We start from the raw sequence: 26027 nt of genomic DNA, 5'->3' as shown, positions 1-26027 counted from the left end.
TGAACATATAGTCATTTTATACGAGGGGGAGTCATATGAACTCAATTATGGTAGAGATGAAGGAGCATATTGCCGTTGTGACAATTAATCGTTCAGAGGCATTGAATGCTTTTAATTATGATACGTTAATGGAGCTTCAAAAGGCAGTTGAGTCCATTCGGATAAATCCAGATGTCCGAGTAGTTATATTTACTGGTTCAGGAGAGAAGGCTTTTAGCGTAGGGGCCGATTTAAAGGAACGAAAGACATTGTCTGATGTGGAGGTTCGCCGCAATATTTATAAAATCGGTGAAGTCTTTTCACTAATTGACGAGCTGCCTCAGCCAACCATTGCAGCCATAAATGGATTTGCCTTCGGCGGGGGAATGGAACTTGCACTGTCATGTGATTTTAGAATTGCCGTTTCAGGAACATCAATGGGCCTGACTGAAACTAGTTTAGCAATCATTCCAGGTGCTGGCGGTACACAAAGATTACCAAGGCTAATTGGCCAGGCAAACGCGATGGAATTAATTTTGACAGCCAAACGTTTGAGCTCAGACGAAGCATTGGAGTATGGCTTATTGAATAAAGTGGTCGATAGAGATCGTCTTCTAAATGCCTGTTTTGAATTGGCAAATCAAATGCTAGCCAATGGTCCTCTTGCTCTCCAACAGGCCAAATTTGCTATTAAACAAGGGATGAATGTTGATTTACAGACCGGATTGCAAATTGAAAGGAAAGCCTATGAGATTATTATTCCATCAGAGGATCGAGTCGAGGCACTTGCAGCCTTTGCGGAAAAAAGAAAACCAAATTTCAAAGGCAAATAAGAGACACAGCCGCAGTGCTGTGTTTTACTTTTACCAGATACTAGCAACCTTATATTCTGTTTTCATTTAATTTTTTGAAATAATAAAAAAGACTTGAATTATCACTCTTTTTGGCAGTATAATTTAGTGAATAAAAGCACAAAAGCGCAAAAGCGCAAAGTTATTCTAAGGAGGAACAAATAATGTTTAATAAAATGAAATTAATGGCTGCAGCTAGTTTAGTAGGCGTTGCATTGCTAAGCGGATGCGGAACCGATAAAGCAACTGATGAAGGGAAAGGCACTAGTACAGAAGCCGAAAAAACTTATAAGATTGGCATTACCCAATTTGCAGAGCACCCTTCCCTTGATGCGGCAACAGAAGGATTTAAGAAGGCATTAGAGGATGAAGGGTTTAAAGAAGGGGACAATGCTGAATTCCTTAATCAAAATGCTCAAGCAGACATGAATAATACATTGACAATTGCTAACAACTTTGTGGGCGATAAAGTTGATTTAATTTTTGCGAACGCAACACCAAGTGCGGTTAGTGCTTTAAATGCTACGAAGGACATTCCGATTCTTTTCACTTCTGTTACTGACCCAGTTGGAGCTGGCTTAGTAGAAGCGTTAGATAAACCAGGCGACAATATTACAGGTACTACTGACAATCACCCAGATGGTACAGCCAAAACGATTCAATTCATGACAGAGGAAATTGGCGCCAAAAATATTGGGGTTATCTTCAACTCAGGGGAACAAAACTCTGAAGTGCAAGCTAATGCTGTAAAAGAGCTTGCTGAGAAGAATGGCGCTAAAGTGGTAGAAGCAACGGTTTCAACTTCAGCTGAAGTAAAGCAGGCTGCTGAATCCTTAATTGGACGAGTAGATGCGATTTATGTTCCAACAGATAATACAGTTGTTTCAGCTTTAGAATCAGTTATTTCTGTAGCAAACGAAAAGAAAGTTCCTTTGTTTGTAGGGGAGCTTGACTCTATGAAACGCGGTGCCGTTGCAGCAAGCGGATTTAATTATTATGACCTAGGCTACCAAACTGGTAAAATGGCAGCAGAAATTTTAAAGGGCAATAAAAAGCCATCTGAGCTTCCAGTTGAATTGCCAAGCAGCTTAAAGCTTGTGATTAACAAAAAGGCAGCTGAAGCACAAGGTGTTGAAGTAAAGCAAGAGTGGGAAAAAATTGGTGAGTTCTTCGAAGGCGAATAATATACGTTAATTATAAAAACTAGGCTTTTCAGTAGTAGAAAGGAAGATTAATATGCCAACAGCCATCTTTGGTTCAATAGAAGCAGGTGCAATCTACGCATTAATGGCATTGGGAGTCTATTTATCATTCAGAATACTAGATTTTCCTGATCTAACAGTGGATGGGAGCTTCGTGACAGGTGCCGCGGTGGCTGCAGTCCTTATAGTTGGAGGGACGAATCCATTCCTGGCAACGCTTATAGCTCTCATTTGCGGATTTGCAGCCGGCTGTATCACTGGATTACTTCATACGAAGGGGAAAATTAATCCTCTTCTATCAGGGATTCTGATGATGATTGCCTTGTACTCCATAAACTTGAGAATAATGGGCAAGTCAAATGTCCCGCTTCTATCAGAAGAAACAGTGATCACAAAATTAACAGCATTTTGGCAAGGGCTTGGGCTGGATAATGGAATTCAGGCTATCTTTTCAGCCACGGGCTTCGTTCCAAAAACATGGGGAATTCTCTTCCTTATGATCATATTGGCTTTTGTTGTAAAGGTATTGATAGATTTATTCCTAAAAACAGATTTCGGCTTAGCGATCCGTGCAACAGGAAATAATGAAACGATGATTCGCAGTTTTTCAGCGGATACAGATTTATTAAAAATTGTAGGACTTGGTATTTCAAATGGGCTAGTGGCATTATCAGGTGCGCTTGTTGCCCAGTACAATGGGTTTAGTGATGTTGGAATGGGAATCGGGATGATTATCATTGGTTTAGCATCCGTTATTATTGGGGAAGCCATTTTTGGTGCAAAGACAATTGTGAGAGCAACATTTGCTGTTATTGGCGGTGCTATTTTGTACAGAATCATTGTCACATTAGCGCTAAGGGTTGAATTTCTCGAGACAGGTGATATGAAGCTCATTACGGCCTTTATAGTTGTTTGTGCCCTTATTCTTCCTAAAATCATTGATAAGCAGCGTGAAAAACAGCGGAAAAAGCGGAAAAGGACTGAAATTTTTCAAAAAGCGAATGAGAGTGGTGAGCAACTTGCTGCAATTAAATCAAATTCATAAAGTTTTCAATGAAGGTACACCTGATGAGAAAATTGCTTTACAGCATATGAACCTGCATTTAAAACCTGGTGATTTTATGACCGTAATCGGCAGCAATGGGGCTGGAAAATCAACATTGATGAATCTTATCTCAGGTAAATTAATTCCAGATGTAGGCAGCGTAGTTATTGACAGTAAAGATGTGACTACTGTGAAGGAGTTCAAGCGTTCAAGGCTCATTGGACGCGTCTTTCAGGATCCGATGGCGGGGACTGCACCTGCCATGACGATTGAAGAGAATCTTGCTATTGCGTATTCAAGAATTGCCACTCGCGGTTTGAAAAGAGGAGTTACAAAAGCACGCCGCGAGTTTTTTAAGGAAAAGCTTGAAACTCTGCATCTTGGTTTAGAGAATCGTCTTCAGGCAAAGGTTGGTCTATTGTCGGGAGGAGAGAGGCAGGCATTGTCACTGTTAATGGCGACTTTCACCGAACCGAAAATCCTCTTGCTTGATGAGCATACTGCGGCACTTGATCCTGCTCGTGCAGAGCTCATCACCAATTTGACAAAGGAAATTGTCGAAACGTATAAACTGACAACTTTGATGGTCACTCATAATATGCAGCAAGCATTAGATCTAGGAAACAGGCTTATTATGATGGACAAAGGACAAATTATTTTCGAAACAACGGAAGAGCAAAAACAGAAATTAACGGTTGATAAGCTTTTAGAAGAATTCCAGCGCATCCGTGGGGAGAAAATGAGCAGTGATCGAGCTGTACTAATCTAATAGATAAATTAAAATGGGCATATCACCTCGAGTGATATGCCTTTAAATATAAGTTATAAATAATACATGACAGCTTGGTATTCAACTAAATCTGTACCAATATTTTTATAAGTATGGTTTTTATTGGCTAAGAATCTAATGGAATTTCCAGGAGATACTCGTCTGCTATGCTCACCAATTTGAATTTCAAGTTCACCTTTGAGAACAGTGATATACTCTTCTACACCATCATTATGCTTCTCTGAAAGATGCTGGCAGCCAGGATCCATTTCTACAATAAAGATTTCGAATTTCTTCCTAGGATCAAATGGGAAAATGGGGTACACTCGATATTCTCCATTGCTCTCTACGATGGGGGAAATGGCTTTATAGTCTACGAATAATAAATCTGATGGCTCGTCTTTAATCAGGGAGGAGAAGGAGACTTGAAGTCCGCTGGCAATTTTCCATAATGTTGTAACGGTTGGATTAGATTCTCCACGTTCGATTTGACCGAGCATAGCCTTGCTTACCCCTGTTAATTCTGAAGTAACATCGAGGCTTAGCCCTCTTTTTTTACGAATATTTCTTAGGTTTTCTCCGATATTTTTTTGGATATTTTCCATTTTGTCCTCCAAATCTATTGTATACTATAACGTTCGTATGTATAATATATTATATTAATTGGATGCTATAGCATATATTATGTCTATTATAGTGTATTTTTAAGCGTATGTCTTTCAGATTTCTTCAAATAAGGTGGTGCAGCTAATGGCTGAACTTGCATTAAACAAAACACAGTCAGAGTTAAGGAAAGGATTTCAATCAGGAATTAGCATTGCAATTGGATACATCCCAGTTGCATTAACCTTCGGACTGCTGGCAAAAACAACTGGCCTAACATTTGGTGAATCGCTTCTGATGAGTTTAGTCGTATTTGCAGGCGCTTCCCAATATATATCCCTTAGCTTGCTTTCGCTCGGTACAGGAATATTTGAAATCATTCTAACGACATTCATTGTAAATATTAGACATTTTTTAATGTCATCAGCCTTAAATGAAAAATGTGATGATGATTATCTTGTCAACAAAGCTATTTACTCGTTTGGGATTACGGATGAATCCTTTTCTGTAGCGGCTATGAAGGAAGGAACAGTCACTACAGGCTATATGTTTGGCCTCAATTTAATCGGTTATTTGAGTTGGGTTGCCGGCACTGGATTTGGCTTTTTACTCGGGGCGAGCCTTCCTCAGACACTGCAGGAAAGCATGACGATTGCTCTATATGCGATGTTTATCGGATTATTAGTACCGTCGATGAAGAAAAGTGTGAAAGTAGTGTTTCTAGCGGCTTTAGCTGCCTGCTTTAATACAATATTCTCCATAACAAACGCGCTTTCAACTGGCTGGGCAATTGTAGCTGCAACACTTCTATCTGCAATTATCATTGAGCTGATCGAAGGAGTAAAGAATAAGCAGAGGGGGAAAGCGAATGAGTAGTCATATCGTTTGGATGATCATCGGTATGGGGGTTGTTACTTATATCCCTAGAATGCTGCCGTTTTTACTCTTTAAAGGGAAGGAATTGCCAGTGTTTCTACAAGGTGTTCTAAAAAATGTTCCTGCCGCTACTCTAGGAGCACTTGTTTTTCCGGGCGTTTTCTTTATTAATGAAAATCTATGGTTTGGGGTATTGGGAGCAGCAGCAGCCTTTTTTGTCGCATATCTTGGGGCAAATGTTATTTTGGTTGTTTTAAGTTCGATTGTTGTTTTATCAATCTATTCATTTTTAATGTGAGATTCGGAAGCCGGTTCAAGATAGAATCGGTTTTTTCGTTTTTTTCTTATGGAAATTGTACATGCTATACAAAGGCTTGTCTTAAGAATTTGTTCTAAATATTGATTTTTATACTAAACTTACATTGAGGGGTTGTACAAAAGGGGGGAGAGAGATGGCAAGAAAAATTGGGTTTTATGGGGTTTTATCCTATTGCCTATACGGACTTTTCTTTTATTGGTATTTATTCTATTTTGCCGATACAAGCTTGACCTTCGAGTATCAGGGAACGAGGGCAGATCCAGCTACCTTTCTAAATGGAAGAGAGCTCATGCTTAGCGAGGAATACTCTAAGATAAGGAATTTATTATTTTTCTTGTCTACACCATTTGAGTGGTTATTTTATCTTTTTATATTGCTGCTTGGTTTCTCTAAGGCTTTTAAAAAGTGGTCTGAACAGAGTGCAAAAATAAAGTTCTTTCAAAATGCCATTTATTTAATTTGGCTATCGTTTTTTGCATTTATCGCAACAATGCCGCTAAGTTATATTAGTTATTCTTTCTCTAAAAGCTATAATATTTCTACGCAATCCTTTGGCGGTTGGATGAAGGATGAGCTTATTGACTTTTGGATCAATTATGGGACGATGATTATTATTGTCTCTGTTCTATATTGGCTGATTAATAAAAGCCGAAAAAGATGGTGGCTCTATGCATGGCTGCTCTCGATACCATTTACATTATTTATGATGTTTTTGCAGCCTGTTGTGATTGACCCGCTTTATAATGACTTTTATCCGTTAAAAAATAAAGAGCTGGAAGCGAAAATTCTAGAATTGGCTGATCAAGCTCAAATACCTGCCGAGCATGTTTTTGAAGTTAATATGTCTGAAAAAACGAATGCACTTAATGCGTATGTGAATGGAATTGGGACAAACTCAAGAATTGTTCTTTGGGATACGACTTTGAATCGGTTAACTGAAGGACAAATTCTATTTATTATGGCACATGAAATGGGGCATTATGTTGAAAAGCATATTTATTTCGGAATAGCCGGGTATTTGCTCTTTTCTTTATTCGGATTATATATCGTGGCAAGATTGATGGAGTATGTGATTAGCAGATGGGGGAGAGCGTTGAAAATTCCGGCAGTCAATGATATTCGTTCATTGCCGCTCTTTCTAATGATTCTTTCCATGCTAATGTTTATTTCAAGCCCGCTTTCAAATTTTGTATCTCGCTATCAAGAATCACGAGCAGATCAATATGCAATTGAGCTGACAAAGGATACAGATGAGGCAATCTCAACCTTTCAGGAATTAACCCGTGCTGGAAAAAGTCAGGTGAACCCTCCGCTGTTAGTAAAAATATTCCGTTATGGTCATCCCACTATGCTGGAACGAATATCTTCACTTGAAGAATATGAAATAAAAATGCGATCCAAATAACGTGAGCAGGCAAATTGTCTGCTCATGTTTTTTTGAAGCAAAATAAATAAATCTCCCGGAATTTCGGGAGATTCTAGGATTATGTGCCAAATCGCTTTGTTAGCTCAATATACTTCTTTGATAAATGAATAAATGCTGGTTTATTGCCTTCGTCAAGGGAATGGTCAATTTCTTCCATGAGCTTCTTTTTTTCCTTAGTCAGCAGCACCTCTGATAGAAGCATGTCGATATAAAGTTCTAAAACATAGGATTCCTTTAACTTCTTCCTTTTCATGGCGTTTTTTTTCATCAGCTCTGTGTATGATTTTTCATTCATGAAAATCACCTCAACGCTTTTTACTATTATATGGGGTTCCTCCTTTTTATTAACTTAATTTATAAAAATTTTCTAAAAATATTTTCGAATATGAAAGTTATGAACAATTTGCGAACTTTTTGAAGAAAGCGAGTTTATTTGGTAATAATCTGGTATGGTTGATGGAATATCACTTTTGAGGAGATGAGGTTATGGTAAAAACAATAACTCCCCCTTTAATTGAAGAATATGAAATTAATCGTGACACAATGATTATTATGCCTTTAACATATGGCAGCAGAATTTACTCACAAATTTGGGAGCTGGAGGATGAGTATATTTCACCATTTAAACCTATTGATATCATAAAGAAAGGGTGTATTTCCTTCGGGAGCAGCTATGAGGGGAGGAAAGAGGCGACTAAACAACTAACAGGAATTACCCACAAAGCACCTATCACAGTAGACTCCACAAACTCCATTTATTTTTTTCCAACGACATCTCCGAGTAACTCTCAATGCATATGGATATCACAAGAGCATGTCCATTTACACCGCCGTGAAGACATAGCGAAAACACAAATTTTATTTAACAATAAAAGAACTGTAACATTACCGGTCTCCTATAACTCAATAAATAATCAAATATTGCGAACAGCTTTGTTGAAAACTACTCTAAGCAGAAGGATCGAAAATTTAGAGCGAAAGGACTGGTATTTCATTAGCGGAAGAAGAAATCTAAATGCTTCCGAGCATACTGGCAAGTATAGTACAGAAGAAAAGGAATACAAATAATTAGTGAGGGTGGTCTTAGGGATATTCCCTATGAGTACCCCACTTTTTTTTCACTTTGTAATTCGTGCATGTGACGCTGATATAAATAAAATTCCAATAACTCTTGAACTTTATTGCGAATACGGGGATTAAAATAATTATGCTGTTCTTCATAGCCCTTATATAGAAATAAGAACATCGTAAACGCTTCATCCCGCTTCAGCTGTTCAACCTTCAGCTTATTTCTATACATGTATTGTTTGACTTCCTTCAATTCCTTTTGAATAACCTTCATGGTCTCTTCAATTAAATTTAGATATGGCTGTTTAAGCTTAAAAGGGCTCTTATTAATAACAGTAAGATCCCGATTTAAAACCGTTAGCACCATCGGCAAATAAATAGCCTGCTCAATAATATTTCGATCCTCCTCAGGAATTCTTGTCATTATGCATTCCTCCCTTAGCAATACAAAAAAATAAGATTCACACAAACAGGAACACTTGTTCTATATCCATTTTATATTTAAAGATCATAATTTGCAAGTGCCTTAATTTGTCGAATATCTATACTCAGCATTTCCCAAAAAGTAAAAAATCGGCCATATCATCAAAATAAAAAAAGAAGGAAAAATATTTCTAGTGTCGAAATAAAAAGGAGCTAAATAAATGGCTAGCTCCAGAGCCCAGCGCATATGGTGCTTTCGTCATAGGAGGGAAAGTAATGAAGGAAAAAAGAACGATTACTCCAGGGGATCTGTATAAGCTCAAATCAGTATCAGATCCTCAGCTTGCAGCAAATGGGGAGGATTGTTTATTTGTAGAAACACAAATGCTTGAGAAGGAAAATAAATATTGCTCCAATTTGTTTTACATAAACACGAAAGAAAAGAATAAGCCTGTTCAATGGACATTTGGGGAAAACAGAAATTCTTCCCCACGCTGGTCTCCGGATGGAACGAAAATTGCTTTTGTTTCGGATCGGAGCGGAAAAGGACAAATTTATGTCATGGATGCTAAAGGAGGGGAGGCCCGCCAGCTTACGAAATGTCCAAATGGAGCATCGAATCCGGTATGGTCACCTGATGGCACTAGAATTGCCTTTAATGCAGCACTCAAAAAAGATGAATCGGTCAATTCAGCTGAAAAGAAAGAAAAGAAGGAAGACCAGCCCCCTGTTCCGCTTGAAGTTGAAAAAATGAAATACAAATCAGATGCCTCTGGATTTTGGGACGGTAAATATACTCATATTGCTTTAGTTGAAGTGGAAAATGGAAAGATCGAGCTGCTTACATTTGAAGACAATGATTTTCAGCTGCATAGCTGGTCTCCATGTGGAAAAAAACTAGCGATCACGGCAGATTTAAGTGAGGATAAGGACACATCCTTTATAAATGATGTTTTGTTTATTGATATTGAAACAAAGAAGCTCCAGAGAATCACAAGTGGAACCGGAAGCTTCGGCCATGTTACATGGTCGCCTAATGGAAAGTTTGTTGGTATGTTTGGGCACGAAAGAGAATTCAAAAATGCTACGCTTTCAAAGGTCTGGATTTACGAAACAGAAACGGAGAAGCTTCATTGCCTGATCGCTGATTCAGATTTATTAGTTGGCGATTATGCAATTGGTGATTTCCAACAAGGTACTGTTACCCCGGGAATTTTGTGGGGGGAGGATAATCACAGCTTCTATTTCCTAGCAACAGACCATGGCAATACAGCTGTTTATTATGGAACGATAGATGGAGAACTTTATCCAGCACTATTGGATCGCCAGCATGTATACGGACTTACAACCGGCGGGACAATTGATCTGGCGGTTGTTGCCATTAGTAAGCCTGCAACACCAGGAAATCTCCACCTCCTTAATGTGTCAACAGGTGAGTTGAAGCAGCTGACAAATGTGAATGAGGAATTCCTTCAAGACATTGAACTTGCAGAAGCAGAGCCGTTCGAGTTTCAATCTTCGGATAACTGGAATTTACATGGCTGGATGATGAAGCCGGTGAACTTTAAGGAAGGAGAGAAATACCCGCTTATTCTCGAAGTTCATGGCGGACCTCATGCGATGTATGCCAATACCTATTTCCATGAATTTCAGTGTCTTGCGGCTCAAGGATTTGCCGTTCTTTTTATTAATCCTCGCGGAAGCCACGGCTATGGACAAGCTTTCGTTGACGCAGTCAGAGGGGATTATGGCGGGAAAGATTATGAAGATATTATGGATGCGGTCGATCATGCACTAGCCGCCTTTAATTTTATCGACAGTGATCGTTTAGGGGTCACAGGAGGAAGCTACGGAGGATTTATGACTAACTGGATTGTTGGGCATACAAACCGTTTTAAAGCAGCAGTAACCCAGCGTTCGATTTCGAACTGGATTAGCTTCTACGGTGTCAGTGATATTGGCTATTATTTCACTGATTGGCAAATCAAATGCGGTCTTCATGATGTGACGACATTGTGGAAGCATTCTCCGTTAGCCTATGTCGACAATATTGAAACACCGCTGCTTATCCTTCATAGCGAGAAGGATTTCAGATGCCCAATCGAACAGGCCGAACAATTATTTATTGCATTAAAGGACCGCAAAAAAACAACAAAGTTTATTCGCTTTCCGGAAGCCAATCATGAGCTTTCCAGAAGCGGTAAACCTAACTTAAGAATTAGCCGTTTAAACTATATTATCGGATGGTTTAAAGACTATTTATAGGATATTAGATTCAAAGCCGCAAGCCTGAATAGCAGGTTTGTGGTTTTTATTTTTTAAGAATAACGTAATACAATAAATACCAGCATATAATAAGAAACTTTTTAACTATGGAATCAGTCTTATATGTTTGAAAGTAAATTTCCTAAATGAGAAGGAAGGACTAGTAAAATGAGATCAGATCGATATGAGCAGAAAAAACAAAAAAAGAAGAAGTGGAAATCCATTGTCCTTATTCTTTTTCTAATATGTTTCGGACTTATTGGCTATTCCTATTTTCAATATAAACAAGGGGTTTCACAATCCTTAAAGAAGGCAAATATAGAAACGAAGGAATTTGAATTCAATGGAGACAAGGATCAGTATGGCGGCACAAATATTCTTCTTCTAGGCAGTGATGCACGCGGAAATGAAAAGTCGAGAGCAGACACCATTATGATTGCTCAATATCATCCGGATAAAGGCACATATAAAGTCATGTCTATTATGAGAGATATTTATGTGAATATTCCAGGGTACGGCAAACACAAGATTAATGCTGCATTGGCTTTGGGAGGTCCGGAATTATTAAGAAAAACAATTAAGGAAAACTTTGATATAGACATTAAATATTACTCTATCGTTGACTTTAATGGTTTCGTCCATCTTATAGATGAGGCCTTTCCAAAAGGTGTGGAAATTGAGGTAGAAAAAGCAATGTCAGCTTATATCGGAGTGACTTTACAACCGGGGTTACAGCGGCTTGATGGCGAGCATTTACTTGGCTATGTCCGATTCCGCCATGACGCGGTTGGTGACTTCGGCAGGGTAGAGCGTCAGCAAAAAGTTATTAAGGAAATTGGCTCACAATTCAAAAGTATTCAAACCATCACGAAGCTGCCTAAATTAGTCGGTGTAATAACGCCATTTGTAAATACAAACATGGATGCAACTGATATTCTTTATATTGGAAAGGATTTTATATCGAAAGACATTCAGGATATTGGGACTTTACGAATTCCTGTAGATGGTTCTTACAGCAATCAGAGAGTGAGCGGTTCTGGATCAGTTCTAGCAATAGATCTTGAAAAAAATAAACAGGCTATTCACGAATTTTTGGCAAAATAATATTCTTTTTCCCAAAAATGGGTGTACAATTAAATAGAAAGAGGTAAAAATAAATACGATTGCACACAACAACAGCTCGAAAGTAACAAGGAGACATTAAATGGAGTTAGAATGGCTTAAAGACTGGTTTACACTTGAACATATAATGGAATTAATAGATAAATATCGTTCCTTTGGCCCGCTTCCAGGTATTTTATTGCCATTGCTCGAAGCCTTCTTGCCATTTCTTCCGTTGTTTATATTTGTTATGGCAAATGCAAATGCTTTCGGTTTATGGCTGGGCTTCCTATTATCCTGGATCGGAGCAACAATAGGAGCGTTGTTAGTTTTCATACTAGTAAGGAAGTATGGACAGCGCAGGGTGCTGAGGGTTCTTCAAAGGCATTCGCAAGTGAAAAAGCTGATGGCCTGGGTGGAAAGACATGGTTTTGGTCCGTTGTTTATTCTTCTATGCTTTCCATTCACACCTTCTGCGGTAGTAAATATTGTAGCAGGGCTATCAAAAATCAGCATCGCACAATATATGCTTGCGGTCTTAACAGGAAAGCTCGTGATGATATTTACAATCAGTTTTATTGGATATGATATTAAGTCACTGATCACTCAGCCGATTAGGTCAGCAATAGTAGGCATTATTATCTTTATCCTTTGGTATGTTGGAAAAAGAATTGAAATAAAAATGAATATGAAGATGGAGAGGGAAAGGGATTTCCAAGAGTAAAAGCTGAGAAGGGAGGAGAAAAAGATGAATGAGGGAATGAAAAAGGAAGGAATTGAGTGGATAAAGGCATTCGCTATCGGAATAATTATTTTTGCTTTTATCCGAACCTTTTTCTTTTCTAATTATATTGTTGAAGGTGAATCCATGATGCCTACCCTTGAAAATGGCAATAAATTAATTGTCAACAAGATAGGGACTCATATTGGGGAATTGCATCGTTTTGATGTTATTGTCTTTCACCACAGCAAGGAAGAAGATTTTGTGAAAAGGGTTATTGGTTTGCCGGGAGATAAGATTGAATACAATAATGATGCGCTCTATATTAATGGGGAAAAGATAAATGAACCATATCTCGAAAAGTTTCGAAAAGAGGCATTTGGAAGTACGCTGACTGGAGATTTCAATTTAATGGAAACTGCTGGTGCTGAGACGGTCCCGGAAGGAAAGATTTTTGTTCTAGGAGATAATCGTGCCAAAAGCTGGGATAGCCGTCATTATGGATTTGTATCTGTTGATCAGGTAGTCGGAAAAGTGAACCTTAGATATTGGCCAATTGATGAAATGGATATTTCATTCTAAACTGCAAGTTCATATATTCTAGCTGGACTCGAAAACTCGAGTCCTTTTTTGAAGGAAAATGTATGCTTTATAGCGAAGTTAAAATAAATAATATTTTTTTGGAAAGAGTAATCAGAAAATTAAGACTCTTGGAAGCGAGGGAAGTAATTTGTTCCAATCTATGCCCATTATAAGAACGAAGCTTCTCGTTCCAGATGTGAAAATAGAATCCATTCGAAGAGCAGCCTTAACGAAAAAAATGAAATCAATTTCACGTTATCCTTTGACGATTATACATTCAGGAGCGGGCTACGGGAAAAGTACAGCACTAGCTCTATTTGTTAAAGATGAGAAAAAAGGCTGCAGCTGGTATTCAATATCCCCGGCTGATGATGATATTCTTCCTTTTCTGTCCTATTTAATTTCCTCGGTCCAATTTTCTTTTCCAGAGTTCGGCAAGAACCTTGCTTTCATGATGAAGGATATGGATAGGTATATTAGAGAAGAAGAAATCAATATGCTTAGCTCCCTATTTATTAATGAACTGCTATCAATCGAAAAAGAATTATTTATCATTTTAGATGATTTTCATCAAATAGAACAATCATACACAGTCAATCGTTGGATGGAAAAATTACTGGATCACATTCCTCCGAATATTCATTTTATTATTTCCAGCAGAAGCCGTCCCATGTGGAAACAGCTGACGAAAATGAAAGTATGTAATCAGCTGCTGGAAATCACGAAAGACGATCTTATCATGACAATGGATGAGGCTGAGCTTCTGCTAAATGACTATTATGATATAAATGTTAACGAAGGGGAGTTAGCTCAAATTTATGCGTTAACAGAAGGATGGGTCATAGCCATTGGGATGATTGCCCAGCAGATTCCGGAAAACGGCGATTTTTCGAACTTGCATTCAAAGTCGTCACAATCACTCCAAGATTTATTTCAATATTTGGCTTTGGAGGTTTTTGCGAAACAGCCGCCAATGATCCAGCAATTTTTAGAACAGACGTGTATATTCGATGAACTAAGTGAAGAGATCTGTGACTCTGTATTAGGCATAACGGGTTCATCCTCCATCCTTCATCAAATTATCGAGAAGAATTTGTTTATTTATCGCATTGGAGAAAAGCAATTTAAGTATCACGCATTATTTAAAGAGTTTTTAGAGAATCAATTAAAGGAAAAGGATCCAGAAACTTTTCGGTCTTTGCATGAGCGAACCGCTCGTTTTTTTGAACAAAGAAAACAGTGGGAGGAGGCCTTGCTGCATTATGAGAAAATCCAGTATAGCGATGCAGTTGCTTCCGTATTAAATGAAGTTGGCTTTAGGATGCTAGAGAATGGGAAGCTTGAAAACCTTTATGACCGGCTCCTGTTTATTCCAGATACAGAAAAGGACATATTTTACCCACTATGGTTTTTGCAAGGGGAGGTTCTGCGGTATTGCTCCAAATACAACGAAGCTGAAGCATGTTACATCAAAGCTGCGCAAATGGCTGAAAAAAAAAACAATTTGCTGGAAAAAAGCCGGGCACTTGAAGGACAGGCAAAAATCTATCTGGACACGATTCAGCCTCATAAAGCAGAAAGGATTCTTTTTCAGGCAATAGAAATAAGAGAAAAGAATGATATTCAGTCGAAGGATGAAACGGCTAAGCTCTATCATCTTCTAGCGGAGAACTTGTTAAACTCCGGACAGTATATGAAAGCTGAAAAATGGATCAAAAGGGCCGGTATTCTGAAGGGACCTCAATTTAATAATAGCCTAGAGGCGAGATTATATTTGCGGACCGGAAGATTCAGTCAAGCGAGGAATATATTATTGAATGAAAAGAAGAGAGAAGGCGCAGAAAAAACACCCTTGCCGCAATCTCATCGGGAAACGGATATTCTTCTTTCTCTAATTGAGGGACTTACAGGAAACGGAAATCAAGCAAAGTTGCTCGCTCAGGAAGGGATTCAGCATGGAATAAGCATTAAAGCTCCTTTCGTGGAGGCTTGTGGCTGGATGAGAATGGGTCATGCCATTCAAATTGTTAATGATTATGACCTAAGCTTAGCAGAGAAGTGCTATGAAACAGCCCTTGATATTATGAACCGGCTGCGAATCGAGAGAGGTAAGGCAGAGCCTCTTATGGGGCTTTGCTTACTATATGGGAGCAGAGGGGAATTCGAAAGAGCAATAGCAGCAGGCGAAGCTGCCCTTGTCGAAACAGAAAAAGTAAAAGATATTTGGTTGTCTGCTCTTATTCAGCTTGCGATGGGCATATCAGCTGTTTACAGCAAGCATTACTCTTATGGATCCAAATATCTTCAAAAGGCATCCAGCCATTTTAATGAGTGTGGGGATCAATATGGAAGCATGCTCTGCCTTTATTGGCAAACGTATATCTCCTTTAGCCAAAATGAGCTCTCATCTCTTTTGGAGCTGCTTCCCACTTTATTAAAAGAAGTGCAAACAGGAGAATATGAGTTTATTTTTAATAAAAGGACTATGTTTGGTCCAAGGGATTTGCAAATGTTTGCTCCTATTCTTATTGAGGCACAGAGACAAACATTCATGCCGCAATTGGTAGCAAGGCTGCTGCAGGAGATGAATTTATCAAAGGTTGACTTTCACCCTGGTTATACTCTAAGAGTCAGTACTCTAGGCAGATTTCAAATATGGCTAGGTGAGAAAGAAGTGGAAGAGAAGGATTGGCAGCGGGGCAAGGCGAAAGAATTGCTGCAATTATTTATTACTAATCCCCATAAATTGATTCCAAAGGAGCAAATTTATCAGCTTCTATGGACGGATCAAGATGAAAAAAGCGCGGCACGGGACTTTAAAGTAGCATTAAATGCTCTTAATAACGTCCTTGAACCGAACCGGAAAGCAAGAAGGACACCCTTTTTTATCATGAGGGAAGGAGCAGCATACGGTTTAAATCCTCATGCTGTTCTAGAGGTTGATAGTCAGGTTTTTGAACAATGGATCACAGCTGGATTAGAAGATAAGACAACAGAAAAGGCAATGAGTTATCTGGAAAAGGGCCTGAAAATGTACAAGGGAGACTATTTGCCAGAGCGCAGATTTGATGATTGGTGTCTGAATGAAAAGGAAAGATTGTCCGTCTTTTTTATTAGGGCAGCAGAAAAGCTGGCTCAGCTTTATGTGAGAAGTGAGGAATATGACAAGGCTATACATTGGTGCAGCAAAATACTGGAGAAGGACCGCACATGGGAGGAAGCCTACCGACTGACAATGTATTGCTATTACCGAAAAAACAACCGCCCCTTCGCACTTAAATGGTATCAAAAATGCTGTGAAATATTGGAGGAGGAGCTCGGCGTTCCCCCGCTTGATCCAACACGTCATATGTATGAAATGATTCTAGAATCAGGAAACACACTACACTCAGTAAGGCAGCCATAAAGGCTGCCTTTTCTAGTATCTTTCATCTTTTGTAACTCATTTGTAACCCTCATTATTTATGATGGCTTCAATGCTAGGTTTTTATTTTGATAAGAAGAAGGGGGAAAGAAGATGACGGCTATGTCACGTAGAATGGGTTTTATTTGTATGCTCATGCTTGTCATGCTATTCGCTAGCGCTTGCAGCGGAACAACAGAAAAGACTGGAAACGGAAATGAAAACACAAACACAAACACAAACACAAATAGCAGTAACACAAGCGAGCCTGAAAAAACGGAAAGCAGTGAGCCGATCAAGATCGGTGTGCTGGCCTCTCAGACAGGAGGACTAGAGTCCTATGGGAAGCAAACATTACAAGGATTCGAACTAGGTCTTGATTACGCAACGAATGGCACGAGAGAAGTAGCAGGAAGAAAGATTGAAGTATTCATAGAGGATACGGAAACAAAGCCTGAAGTAGCTGTTCAAAAAGCAACGAAGCTTCTCGAAGAAAATGGAGTGGATTTCTTAGTAGGGTCTTCGAGCTCAGGAGATACACTTGCTGTCCTCCCGCTTGCGGAGGAATATGAAAAGATAATGGTTGTTGAACCAGCAGTGGCAGATACGATTACGGGGTCCGAATTTAATAAATATATTTTCAGGACAGCTCGTAACTCCTCCCAAGATGCGGTGGCAGGAGCGGCAGCGATTGCTGGAGATGGTGTGAAAATTGCCACTCTCGCACCAGATTATTCGTTCGGCCGCGATGGAGTAGAGGCGTTTAAAGAAGCAGCGATTAAACTAGGGGCAGAAATTATTCATGAAGAATATGCCGATCCAGCTGCAACAGATTTCACATCAAATATCCAAAAAATCATTGATGCTAAACCAGATTATTTATTTGTTGTCTGGGCAGGTGCAAACTCCCCATGGAATCAAATCGCCGATATGAAGGTTCAGGAAAAAGGAATTAAAATTTCGACCGGGGCACCAGATATTCCTGCTTTATCCACAATGGAGCCGCTGATTGGCATGGAAGGCTTTACCGTTTATTATCATGATTTGCCAACGAATGATATTAACAAATGGCTAGTAGAAGAGCATAAAAAACGCTTCAATGGTGAAGTTCCTGACTTATTTACTCCAGGAGGAATGAGTGCAGCTATGGCCATTGTCGAGGCATTGAAGAAAACAGAAGGAAAAGCTGATGCCGAAACATTAATTGCGGCAATGGAAGGAATGAGCTTTGAAACACCGAAAGGAAAAATGACATTCCGACCGGATGATCATCAAGCACTGCAAACGCTATATGCAATTAAGCTGGAGAAGAAGGATGGAGTCCCTTATCCGGTCCCAGTATTAATTCGCGAGCTAAGCCCTGAAGAAACAGAGCCGCCAATTAGAAACTAAGAATGATGAAGGGCTAGGGGTCCCACAGAAACAATGAACTTCGGCAAATGCCGAGGTTCATTGTTTCTATAACTAATTAAAAAGCCGGGTGGTGAATAAGAGTGAAATCAATTATAGAGACGAAGGATTTATCCATTACATTTGGCGGCCATACAGCTGTAGACCGTGTAAGTATATCAGTTCCGGAAAACCACTTTAAGTCTATTATTGGCCCCAACGGAGCTGGTAAAACAACATTCTTTAATTTATTAAGCGGCCAGCTAATGCCAACGGAGGGGCAGATTTTCTTCAAAGAAAAAGAGATTACTAAACTGTCTACGACAGAAAGAACACGTCTTGGAATTGGAAGGTCCTTTCAAATTACAAATGTTTTTCCTAATTTAACTGTTCTGGAGAATGTCAGGCTAGCAGTACAATCCCAAGCGGGAACACGCTTTCAAATGCTTGCACATTACCGGAAATATAAAGTTTTTGAGGAAAAGGCAGAAGAATGGCTGGAGCTCGTTCTTCTCCAAAATAAAAAAGAGATTTTAGCCAGGAACTTAGCTCATGGGGAAAAAAGAAAGCTGGAAATTGCGATGTTATTAGCTTTAAATACAGAGGTACTTCTCCTTGACGAGCCGACAGCTGGAATGTCCGTAGAAGAGGTGCCTGCCATCTTGGAGGTTATCAAAAAAGTTAAGAAAGGGAAGGATCGAACAATCATCTTAATTGAACACAAAATGGATATGATTCTGGATTTGTCAGACACTGTCATGGTTCTATTCAATGGGAGATTACTAGCAGACGGAACTCCAGAGGATATTATGAAAAACGAGACTGTTCAGTCGGCGTATTTAGGAGGTCTGTACGATGACAGTTCAATTAAAGCTTAATGACATTGAGACGCATATTGGACAATATCATATTTTGCAGGGAGTTACATTTGAAGCGCGCAAAGGAGAAGTAACTGTTCTGCTTGGAAGAAATGGGGCAGGAAAAACTACAACCTTAAGAACCATTATGGGGCTGAATCCTCCTTCAAAAGGGTCGATTTTTTATAAAGGAGAAGGAATTGAAGGCTTGCCAACATATAGTGTGGCACAGAAAGGGATTGGATACGTCCCTGAGGACCAAGGGATTTTTGCCGGCTTGACCGTTGAGGAAAATATGAAGGTAGCAATGAAAAATGAAGATGATGAAACGAAGGCAAGGCTTGAATGGATATTAGGCTTATTCCCCGATTTAAAGAAATTTTGGAAGAAGCAGGGAGGGCTTTTAAGCGGCGGGCAAAAACAAATGCTGTCTATTGCGAGAGCCTATATTAATGATAATGATTTGCTATTAATAGACGAACCAAGCAAAGGTCTGGCACCAATTGTAGTGGAAAAGGTGATGGAAACCATTCTGCAAATGAAGGAGCAGACAACCATTGTCCTCGTTGAACAAAATTTTATAATGGCCAGTTCAATTGGCGATCAATTCTACATTATTGACGATGGCCGGACAGTGAGCGAAGGACCTATGGCCCAGTTGAAAGAAGATGCAGACATGAGGAGAAAGTATTTGGGAATAGCGTAAAGAAAGGAGAAAAAGGCATGGATGTTTTAATCACTCTGTCATTAAACGGATTAGCGACCGGAATGCTAATATTTCTGCTTGCCGCTGGTTTAACATTAATTTTTGGTCTCATGGACGTATTAAACTTTGCTCATGGCGGGCTGTTTGCATGGGGAGCCTATAGCGGGACTTGGCTGTATGCGACAACAGGCAGTTTCCTCATTGCGATTGCAGGAGCGATTGTGACAGGACTTATTCTCGGATTGCTTACCGAAAGATGGATTATCAAGCCGGTCTACGGAAATCATATTCAGCAAATTTTAATTACTCTTGGCCTCATGCTCGTCTTGTCCGAGTTATTAAAGGTTGTGTGGGGGCCAAATCAATTATCTGCTTCACCACCTCCTTATTTGGCTGGAAGCTGGGAGCTTGGAAACGTCATCATTATTAAATATCGAGTTTTTATTATCGCCATCGGCTTGCTCGTGTTCGGAATTGTTCAATATGTTTTGAAAAACACAAAAATAGGATTGATTGTAAGGGCTGGCGTCATGGATAAAGAAATGGTGCAATCGCTCGGTATTAACATTAAGAGAGTGTTTATGTTTGTTTTTATGGTTGGCGCGGGAATGGCAGCTCTTGGAGGAGTTATGCTTGGTCCTTATTCAGGTGTCATCTACGCAGAGATGGGCCTTGAGTTTGCTATATTAGCTTTCATTGTTGTTGTTATTGGAGGGATGGGCAGTTTTCCGGGCTCGATCATGGCGGCTATATTAGTAGGCTTATCCGGATCATTTATGGCGTATTACGTCCCTTCACTGTCCTTAGCTGTCAATATGCTATTAATGGCTATCGTATTAATTTTTAGACCACAAGGCTTGTTTGGATTAAGGGGGTGAGGAAGATGAGAATAGCAGCTGGAAACATAATGAATTTTGTGTACTTAATAACGGCAATCTTTCTCCTTATTTTCCCATTTGTCTATGAATCTAGAACATTGTTAATTTTGCTGACACAAGTGTTTATATTTGCGATTTTTGCGATGAGCTATGATATTTTACTTGGCTTTACCGGAATTGTTTCCTTCGGTCATGCGATGTTTTTTGGAATTGGCGCTTACACAATCGGCGTTTTTATGAAGCGGTTTGATCCAACCATTCCGTATCTTTTATTAGCTGTTTTAGTAACGATTATTTTAACATCCATTGTGAGCTTGATTCTAGGGCTGTTAACTTTGCGGCTAAAAAGTCATTTCTATGCAATGCTTACACTTGCCTTCTCGGGACTTTTCCTCGTTTTGGCGGAAAAATGGCGAACGGTTACGTATGGGAATGACGGCTTTACCTTTCGAATTCCCGAATTATTTAAAGACCGGACGGATTTTTATCTCATTTGTCTTGTCATGATGATTTTCGTATTTGCGATTCTCAAAAGATTCACGAATTCCCCCTTAGGAAGAGTCCTGCAGGCCATCCGGGAAAATGAACAAAGAACAGAATCCCTCGGCTACAGCATCCTCCATTACAAGGTCATTGCCAGTGTTATATCTGGGGTAATAGCGGGAATGGCTGGTCTTCTCTATTCTATGTCGCTGCGATTTGTTAATACGAGTGTGTTCACGATGGATATAACACTTGATGCATTGCTCATGACCATTATTGGAGGAGTAGGAACGTTAGTCGGTGCGATCATTGGAGCAGGATTAATAGAATTTGCCCATCACTGGCTAACTGAATTGGCTAAGGTTCATTGGATCTTTGAACGCTGGATCATCTTCTTCGGGATTATTTATATTTTGGCCGTTATGTTCTTCCCTATGGGGATTGTAGGAACGTTAAAAAAGCTAAAAATAACGCGAAAGAAGAAAGAGGAGAGTAAAGCAGAAAAGAATATTGCCAGTTAGGGGGAGCAGGATGGAGCAAAAACAAATTGCCTCTTTCATCGTCCGCTTTCATTTAGCAGACTTCGATGAACAGACCGGAAAGAAAAAATGGCGCATTAAAGTGTCCCATGTTCAGGAGGATATAGAAATACTATTCGAATCAATCGAAGATGCGATGTATTTTATGAAAAATATTATTGGGGATTAGCTGCGGAACAGAAATGAGGTGTTTTAATGAATATAGGAATTCTTAGTACCGGAATCTACCTGCCTGAAGAATATATAACCGGTGAGGAAATTGCTTTGAAGGCAGGAATTCCTAAAGAGATTGTGGAAGGTAAAATGGGAATAAAGAGGAAAACTGTTCCTGGCTTGGAAGATCATACATGCGAAATGGGAATTAGGGCTGCAAAGAAGGCCATTAATAAAGCGAATCTAGACCCAATGAGCATTGACCTTGTCATCTATATTGGCGAAGAGCATAAGGAATACCCGCTTTGGACAGCCGGCATTAAGCTGCAGAAGGAAGTTGGTGCGTTGAATGCGTGGGCTTTCGATGTGGCACTTCGCTGTGGAACGACTGTCATGGCATTGAAGGTAGCAAAAAATATGATGATTGCAGATCCGTCAATCAATACTGTACTTCTAGCCGGCGGTTATCGGAATGGAGACTTTATTGATTACCAAAACCCTCGGACAAGATTTATGTATAATCTTGGAGCAGGCGGAGGGGCTATTATTTTACAAAAAGACTGCAAGAAAAATTTATTATTGGAGACGGAGCTGCTGACAGACGGTTCCTTTTCCGAGGATGTTGTCGTTGTGGCAGGAGGGACGAAAAATCCGCTGACAAGGGAAGCGTTGGAGGAAGGGAAATATAAACTTGACGTTCTTGATCCTGCAGGCTTGAAAGAGCGACTCGAAAAAAAATCGATGAAGAACTTCCTGCATGTTATTCGTGAATCTATCTGGAAAAGCGGATACATGGAGCAGGATATTTCCTATATCGGGATGCTTCATATGAAAAAGTCAGCACATGATTATGTTTTAAAAGAACTAGGGTTAACTGAAGAAGCTTCGATCTATTTAGAGGAATATGGACATATTGGTCAAATGGATCAAATTTTGTCATTAGAGCTTGCTGAAGCATCTGGGAAATTGAAAAATGGTGATGTAGTTGTTCTAGTCAGTGCTGGCATTGGCTATGCATGGGGAGCTTCTACAATTAGATGGGGAGAGTGATGAAGAAGTGACAGAAATAATGATAAAAAACGTAAATCTTCCAAATGGAGAAACCATTTTCTATCGGGAGAGATCTGGAGGGGATAAAAACGTTCTCCTAGTTCATGGGAATATGAATTCCTCTAAGCATTGGGATGTTGTTCTTGAAAACATGGATCCTAAATACAAGCTCTATGCGATCGATCAGAGGGGCTTTGGACTATCTAGCTATCGAAATCCAATTTATTCAATTAAAGAGTTAGCAGATGATATTGATCAGTTTACAAAGGCAATTGAATTGAAAGATTTTTCAATAATCGGATGGTCTATGGGAGGCGCTGTTAGTATACAATACGCTGCCGATCATCCCGAAATCTGCGATAAAATGATCTTGCTAGCATCATGTTCCACTAGGGGGTATCCACTATATGAATTAGATGAAAAGGGGATGCCAGACTTAAAACGGCGTGTTGAAACTTATGCACAGACAAAGAGCGAGAAAGCAAAAGTTATCACAACGGAGCAAGCTTATGCAACGAAAAATCGTGAATTATTAAGAATGATTTGTGATGCTGTGATTTATACAAAAAACAAACCTGATCCGGAACGGTACGAAGAGTATATAGATGATATACTTACCCAAAGGAATTATGCTGAAATTCTACATGCCTTGAATACATTTAATATTAGCCAGACATGTAATGGCTTAGTAGAAGGAACAGGTGAGGCAGAGAAAATAAATATTCCAACACTCGTTCTATTAGGCGATAGGGATTTAGTTATTACGAGAAAAATGAATGAAGAGATTTTGGATGACATTGGGGCGAATGCTAAATTATTGGAATTAAAGGATTGCGGTCATTCCCCTTTGATTGATGATTTGGAGCAGCTGCTTCATCTGATGTCTGAATTTTTAGATAGATAATGGAGGATTAAATATGAGACTTAAAGATAAAGCTGCCATTATAACCGGGGCTGCCAATGGGATTGGATTTGCTGCAGCACAAGCTTTTGCACGGGAAGGCGCAGCTGTGGCACTTGCTGATTTTGATGCAGATTTAGGAGCCGAAAGAGCTAGGGAGCTGAAGGAGCAGGGATATCGCGCCCAGTTTTTTCATGTAAATGTAGCGGACCGGGAAAGTATTGATCAAATGGCTGCGGCTGTGAAAAATACTTTCGGAAAAATAGATATTTTAATCAATAATGCAGGGATTACAAGAGATGGCATGCTATCAAAGCTGTCTGCAGAGGATTTTCAGTCTGTGCTTGATGTGAATTTAACAGGGGTTTTCCATTGTACACAAGCAGTATTGCCTTACATGCTTGACCAGGGAAAAGGGAAAATCATTAATACTTCATCTGTTTCAGGAGTATATGGAAATATTGGCCAAACGAATTATGCTGCGACGAAAGCGGGAGTAGTCGGGATGACAAAAACATGGGCAAAGGAGCTTGGCCGTAAAGGGATTAATGTTAACGCAATAGCGCCAGGGTTCATTTATACTGGAATGACGGCTAAAGTTCCGGAAAAGATACTTGAACAAATGAAAAGGATGATACCGCTTGGGCGTCTTGGTAGTCCTAAGGATATTGCCAACGCCTATTTATTCCTTGCCTCCGACGAATCGGATTACGTTAATGGTACGGTCCTTCATGTAGATGGCGGGATTATGATGTAACTCCTGTGTAACTCTCTTCTTTTATTATAATGGTATCTTAATTGAGGGAGAGATATTAGTGGGGTGGGAACTCGATTGGCTGGAGAATAGAGCGAGATTATCACCGGCTTCTGTTGCCATCATTGAAGCCGATACGAATGAAAAGCAGACATATGATGAGGTAAATAAGCGTGCACAAGCATTAGCCTGCTGGTTGAACCATCAAGGGGTGAAAAAGGGCGATCGAGTTGCATTGCTTTCACCTAATCATATAAGTTATTTTGATTTCTTGTTTGCTTGCGGAAAGCTTGGAGCAGTATTTGTACCGGTCAATTGGCGATTATCCGGAGAAGAGATAAAATATATCCTGAATGATTGTAAACCGAAATTTATTGGCTTTCATACCGATTTTACAGATTTACTGAGGGGCAATTGCATGGATGGCACTCAATTGATGCAAATCAATTGTGAGCAGTATGACGAAATCATTAGTTACACTCGGGCAGACAGAATTGAAAGTAATGTAAATGAAACAGATCCTTTAGTCGTTATTTATACAGGTGGGACGACAGGAAATCCAAAGGGGGTTGTCCTTTCACATCAATCCATTTTATGGAATGCTATGAATACGATTATTAGCTGGAATTTGACGAATACGGATACAACTCTTACGTACTTGCCATTATTCCATACTGGAGGCTTGAACGCTCTCTCCATCCCTTTGCTATTGATTGGCGGGACAGTAGTAATTGCAGATTATTTTGAACCTGAAAAAGCGATGCAGTACTTAAATTTGTATAAATGTTCAATTGTATTATTTGTACCGACGATGTACCATCTGATAACGGAATCCCCTGAATTTATAAAAATGAGCTTTCCCTATACAAAATTATTTCTATCTGGAGGAGCACCGTGCCCGCTTGAAATCTATGAAAAGTTCAAGCAAAAAGGACTTCCATTTAAAGAGGGCTATGGATTATCTGAAGCTGGTCCGAATAATTTTTTTATTACAGCCGATCAAGCAGCAGTAAAAAAGGGATCTGTCGGAAGGCCAATGATATTCAATGAAATCATGCTTGTCAAAGAAGATGGGTCAGAAGCAAATATAGATGAGGTCGGCGAGGTGCTGATAAAGGGAAAGCACGCATTTAGTCATTATTGGAACAATGAAAAGGCAACAAAGGAAACCGTTAAGGATGGCTGGCTTTACACAGGTGATTTAGCAAGAAAAGATTCAGAGGGATTTTTCTATATAGTAGGCAGGAAGAAAGAATTAATTATTACAGGGGGAGAGAATGTATATCCCTTAGAGGTTGAGCAATGGTTATCTGCACATCCAGAGGTCAATGAAGCTGCAGTTATTGGGCTCCCTGATAGAAAATGGGGGGAAGCTGTTTCCGCCTTCCTCACTCTCAAAGACAAGGCTGTTATAACAGATGAGGAAATAAGAAGCTATTGCCGTACGAAATTAGGCAAATATAAAATCCCGAGAAATATTTTTATCTTAAACGAAATGCCCAAAACGCCTGTCGGTAAAGTCGATAAAAAAGAATTAAAACGGATTGGGACTGAAAATTCCATAGTGAAAGACTGTTAGGAGCGCGATCATTGGTCGCGCTTTTTTGTATTTCTTTTTACCATTAATTTAACTTCGGCCGATCCAAACAAATGCTCTCATATATGTTAAAATATTTAATAGAAT

General features: G+C 39.5%; 26 protein-coding genes. 23 read left to right on the top strand and 3 right to left on the bottom strand.

Annotated features, from left to right (window positions below):
- Positions 1 to 35: 35 nt before the first annotated feature.
- From AR328_RS10925 to AR328_RS10910, 4 genes are all read left to right on the top strand, one after another.
- The gene (locus AR328_RS10925) at positions 36 to 812 is read left to right on the top strand and encodes an enoyl-CoA hydratase-related protein (protein WP_066295046.1); all 777 of its coding nucleotides are present in this window, start codon (positions 36 to 38) and stop codon (positions 810 to 812) included.
- A 182-nt stretch (positions 813 to 994) separates the two neighbouring features.
- Positions 995 to 2014 carry an ABC transporter substrate-binding protein gene (locus AR328_RS10920; protein WP_066295045.1) on the top strand — a complete coding sequence of 340 codons (1020 nt, stop codon included), beginning with the start codon at positions 995 to 997 and terminating at the stop codon, positions 2012 to 2014.
- Positions 2015 to 2066: 52 nt separating this feature from the next.
- Positions 2067 to 3077 carry an ABC transporter permease gene (locus tag AR328_RS10915; protein ID WP_066295044.1) on the top strand — a complete coding sequence of 337 codons (1011 nt, stop codon included), beginning with the start codon at positions 2067 to 2069 and terminating at the stop codon, positions 3075 to 3077.
- Positions 3052 to 3846 carry an ABC transporter ATP-binding protein gene (locus AR328_RS10910; RefSeq protein WP_066295043.1) on the top strand — a complete coding sequence of 265 codons (795 nt, stop codon included), beginning with the start codon at positions 3052 to 3054 and terminating at the stop codon, positions 3844 to 3846. Before AR328_RS10915 ends, AR328_RS10910 begins: the two co-directional genes overlap by 26 nt.
- Before the next feature lie 53 nt (positions 3847 to 3899).
- Here AR328_RS10910 and AR328_RS10905 read toward each other — a convergent pair whose 3' ends face one another.
- The gene (locus AR328_RS10905) at positions 3900 to 4451 is read right to left on the bottom strand and encodes a helix-turn-helix domain-containing protein (RefSeq protein WP_066295042.1); all 552 of its coding nucleotides are present in this window, start codon (positions 4449 to 4451) and stop codon (positions 3900 to 3902) included.
- A gap of 145 nt (positions 4452 to 4596) precedes the next feature.
- On the opposite strand from AR328_RS10905, the gene AR328_RS10900 reads away from it, so the two are divergent.
- The 3 genes from AR328_RS10900 (at position 4597) to AR328_RS10890 (ending at position 7049) form a co-directional block, all read left to right on the top strand.
- Positions 4597 to 5325 carry an AzlC family ABC transporter permease gene (locus AR328_RS10900; protein WP_066295041.1) on the top strand — a complete coding sequence of 243 codons (729 nt, stop codon included), beginning with the start codon at positions 4597 to 4599 and terminating at the stop codon, positions 5323 to 5325.
- Entirely contained in the window at positions 5318 to 5623 is a 306-nt protein-coding gene (locus AR328_RS10895; RefSeq protein WP_066295040.1) for an AzlD domain-containing protein, read from the top strand. The genes AR328_RS10900 and AR328_RS10895 overlap by 8 nt, the downstream gene beginning before the upstream one ends.
- Before the next feature lie 154 nt (positions 5624 to 5777).
- Positions 5778 to 7049: a M48 family metallopeptidase gene (locus AR328_RS10890; RefSeq protein WP_066295039.1), complete on the top strand. Its 1272-nt coding sequence runs from the start codon at positions 5778 to 5780 to the stop codon at positions 7047 to 7049.
- Between the two features lie 79 nt (positions 7050 to 7128).
- On the opposite strand, the gene AR328_RS10885 is transcribed toward AR328_RS10890, so the two are convergent.
- Complete coding sequence (locus AR328_RS10885) at positions 7129 to 7365, bottom strand: IDEAL domain-containing protein (RefSeq protein WP_066295245.1); 237 nt, start codon at positions 7363 to 7365, stop codon at positions 7129 to 7131.
- A gap of 191 nt (positions 7366 to 7556) precedes the next feature.
- Between AR328_RS10885 and AR328_RS10880 the strand changes: the two genes are divergently transcribed.
- Positions 7557 to 8138: a competence protein ComK gene (locus AR328_RS10880; protein ID WP_066295038.1), complete on the top strand. Its 582-nt coding sequence runs from the start codon at positions 7557 to 7559 to the stop codon at positions 8136 to 8138.
- A gap of 28 nt (positions 8139 to 8166) precedes the next feature.
- On the opposite strand, the gene AR328_RS10875 is transcribed toward AR328_RS10880, so the two are convergent.
- Positions 8167 to 8562: a hypothetical protein gene (locus tag AR328_RS10875; protein WP_066295037.1), complete on the bottom strand. Its 396-nt coding sequence runs from the start codon at positions 8560 to 8562 to the stop codon at positions 8167 to 8169.
- Between the two features lie 275 nt (positions 8563 to 8837).
- Here AR328_RS10875 and AR328_RS10870 point away from each other — a divergent pair, with 275 nt between their 5' ends.
- From AR328_RS10870 to AR328_RS10805, 15 genes are all read left to right on the top strand, one after another.
- On the top strand, positions 8838 to 10826 hold the full coding sequence (locus tag AR328_RS10870; protein ID WP_066295036.1) for a S9 family peptidase: 1989 nt from the start codon (positions 8838 to 8840) through the stop codon (positions 10824 to 10826).
- A gap of 168 nt (positions 10827 to 10994) precedes the next feature.
- Positions 10995 to 11930 (top strand): LCP family protein, encoded by a 936-nt coding sequence (locus AR328_RS10865; RefSeq protein WP_066295035.1) that lies wholly within the window; start codon positions 10995 to 10997, stop codon positions 11928 to 11930.
- Positions 11931 to 12030: 100 nt separating this feature from the next.
- Positions 12031 to 12651, top strand: a complete 621-nt coding sequence (locus tag AR328_RS10860; protein WP_066295034.1) for a TVP38/TMEM64 family protein — start codon at positions 12031 to 12033, stop codon at positions 12649 to 12651.
- Positions 12652 to 12675: 24 nt separating this feature from the next.
- Positions 12676 to 13230, top strand: a complete 555-nt coding sequence (gene lepB, locus AR328_RS10855) for a signal peptidase I (RefSeq protein ID WP_066295033.1) — start codon at positions 12676 to 12678, stop codon at positions 13228 to 13230.
- A gap of 148 nt (positions 13231 to 13378) precedes the next feature.
- Positions 13379 to 16636, top strand: coding sequence for a BTAD domain-containing putative transcriptional regulator (locus AR328_RS10850; protein ID WP_231734804.1), 3258 nt, complete (start codon positions 13379 to 13381; stop codon positions 16634 to 16636).
- A gap of 111 nt (positions 16637 to 16747) precedes the next feature.
- Positions 16748 to 18025 (top strand): substrate-binding domain-containing protein, encoded by a 1278-nt coding sequence (locus AR328_RS10845; protein WP_066295032.1) that lies wholly within the window; start codon positions 16748 to 16750, stop codon positions 18023 to 18025.
- A gap of 101 nt (positions 18026 to 18126) precedes the next feature.
- Positions 18127 to 18900 carry an ABC transporter ATP-binding protein gene (locus tag AR328_RS10840; RefSeq protein ID WP_066295031.1) on the top strand — a complete coding sequence of 258 codons (774 nt, stop codon included), beginning with the start codon at positions 18127 to 18129 and terminating at the stop codon, positions 18898 to 18900.
- Positions 18878 to 19585, top strand: a complete 708-nt coding sequence (locus tag AR328_RS10835; RefSeq protein ID WP_066295030.1) for an ABC transporter ATP-binding protein — start codon at positions 18878 to 18880, stop codon at positions 19583 to 19585. Before AR328_RS10840 ends, AR328_RS10835 begins: the two co-directional genes overlap by 23 nt.
- A 17-nt stretch (positions 19586 to 19602) precedes the next feature.
- Positions 19603 to 20463, top strand: a complete 861-nt coding sequence (locus AR328_RS10830) for a branched-chain amino acid ABC transporter permease (protein WP_066295029.1) — start codon at positions 19603 to 19605, stop codon at positions 20461 to 20463.
- Between the two features lie 5 nt (positions 20464 to 20468).
- A complete protein-coding gene (locus tag AR328_RS10825; protein WP_066295028.1) occupies positions 20469 to 21467 on the top strand; it encodes a branched-chain amino acid ABC transporter permease in 999 nt (332 codons plus the stop codon).
- A 10-nt stretch (positions 21468 to 21477) separates the two neighbouring features.
- Positions 21478 to 21654, top strand: coding sequence for a hypothetical protein (locus AR328_RS22530; RefSeq protein WP_156422676.1), 177 nt, complete (start codon positions 21478 to 21480; stop codon positions 21652 to 21654).
- A 26-nt stretch (positions 21655 to 21680) separates the two neighbouring features.
- Positions 21681 to 22688, top strand: a complete 1008-nt coding sequence (locus AR328_RS10820; RefSeq protein ID WP_066295027.1) for a 3-oxoacyl-ACP synthase — start codon at positions 21681 to 21683, stop codon at positions 22686 to 22688.
- Positions 22689 to 22695: 7 nt separating this feature from the next.
- On the top strand, positions 22696 to 23592 hold the full coding sequence (phaZ, locus tag AR328_RS10815) for an intracellular short-chain-length polyhydroxyalkanoate depolymerase (protein ID WP_066295243.1): 897 nt from the start codon (positions 22696 to 22698) through the stop codon (positions 23590 to 23592).
- Between the two features lie 13 nt (positions 23593 to 23605).
- Entirely contained in the window at positions 23606 to 24346 is a 741-nt protein-coding gene (gene fabG, locus AR328_RS10810) for a 3-oxoacyl-ACP reductase FabG (RefSeq protein WP_066295026.1), read from the top strand.
- A 58-nt stretch (positions 24347 to 24404) separates the two neighbouring features.
- Positions 24405 to 25922, top strand: coding sequence for an AMP-binding protein (locus tag AR328_RS10805; RefSeq protein WP_066295025.1), 1518 nt, complete (start codon positions 24405 to 24407; stop codon positions 25920 to 25922).
- Positions 25923 to 26027 lie beyond the last annotated feature (105 nt).

The organism is Bacillus sp. FJAT-29937 (assembly GCF_001509555.1).
Taxonomy (GTDB): Bacteria; Bacillota; Bacilli; order Bacillales; family Cytobacillaceae; genus Cytobacillus.
Note: the sequence above shows the minus strand (reverse complement) of the source record. Positions and strands in the feature narration are given on the sequence as shown.

Coding starts and splice junctions, on each gene's coding strand:
- AR328_RS10825 (WP_066295028.1), top strand. CDS start 20,469: ATGAGAATAGCAGCTGGAAACATAATGAATTTTGTGTACTTAATAACG.
- AR328_RS10915 (WP_066295044.1), top strand. CDS start 2,067: ATGCCAACAGCCATCTTTGGTTCAATAGAAGCAGGTGCAATCTACGCA.
- AR328_RS10865 (WP_066295035.1), top strand. CDS start 10,995: ATGAGATCAGATCGATATGAGCAGAAAAAACAAAAAAAGAAGAAGTGG.
- AR328_RS10870 (WP_066295036.1), top strand. CDS start 8,838: ATGAAGGAAAAAAGAACGATTACTCCAGGGGATCTGTATAAGCTCAAA.
- AR328_RS10890 (WP_066295039.1), top strand. CDS start 5,778: ATGGCAAGAAAAATTGGGTTTTATGGGGTTTTATCCTATTGCCTATAC.
- AR328_RS10920 (WP_066295045.1), top strand. CDS start 995: ATGTTTAATAAAATGAAATTAATGGCTGCAGCTAGTTTAGTAGGCGTT.
- AR328_RS10925 (WP_066295046.1), top strand. CDS start 36: ATGAACTCAATTATGGTAGAGATGAAGGAGCATATTGCCGTTGTGACA.
- AR328_RS10845 (WP_066295032.1), top strand. CDS start 16,748: ATGACGGCTATGTCACGTAGAATGGGTTTTATTTGTATGCTCATGCTT.
- AR328_RS10905 (WP_066295042.1), bottom strand. CDS start 4,451: ATGGAAAATATCCAAAAAAATATCGGAGAAAACCTAAGAAATATTCGT.
- AR328_RS10880 (WP_066295038.1), top strand. CDS start 7,557: ATGGTAAAAACAATAACTCCCCCTTTAATTGAAGAATATGAAATTAAT.
- fabG (WP_066295026.1), top strand. CDS start 23,606: ATGAGACTTAAAGATAAAGCTGCCATTATAACCGGGGCTGCCAATGGG.
- AR328_RS10885 (WP_066295245.1), bottom strand. CDS start 7,365: ATGAATGAAAAATCATACACAGAGCTGATGAAAAAAAACGCCATGAAA.
- AR328_RS10830 (WP_066295029.1), top strand. CDS start 19,603: ATGGATGTTTTAATCACTCTGTCATTAAACGGATTAGCGACCGGAATG.
- AR328_RS10875 (WP_066295037.1), bottom strand. CDS start 8,562: ATGACAAGAATTCCTGAGGAGGATCGAAATATTATTGAGCAGGCTATT.
- AR328_RS10835 (WP_066295030.1), top strand. CDS start 18,878: ATGACAGTTCAATTAAAGCTTAATGACATTGAGACGCATATTGGACAA.
- AR328_RS10900 (WP_066295041.1), top strand. CDS start 4,597: ATGGCTGAACTTGCATTAAACAAAACACAGTCAGAGTTAAGGAAAGGA.
- AR328_RS10820 (WP_066295027.1), top strand. CDS start 21,681: ATGAATATAGGAATTCTTAGTACCGGAATCTACCTGCCTGAAGAATAT.
- AR328_RS10895 (WP_066295040.1), top strand. CDS start 5,318: ATGAGTAGTCATATCGTTTGGATGATCATCGGTATGGGGGTTGTTACT.
- AR328_RS22530 (WP_156422676.1), top strand. CDS start 21,478: ATGGAGCAAAAACAAATTGCCTCTTTCATCGTCCGCTTTCATTTAGCA.
- lepB (WP_066295033.1), top strand. CDS start 12,676: ATGAATGAGGGAATGAAAAAGGAAGGAATTGAGTGGATAAAGGCATTC.
- AR328_RS10860 (WP_066295034.1), top strand. CDS start 12,031: ATGGAGTTAGAATGGCTTAAAGACTGGTTTACACTTGAACATATAATG.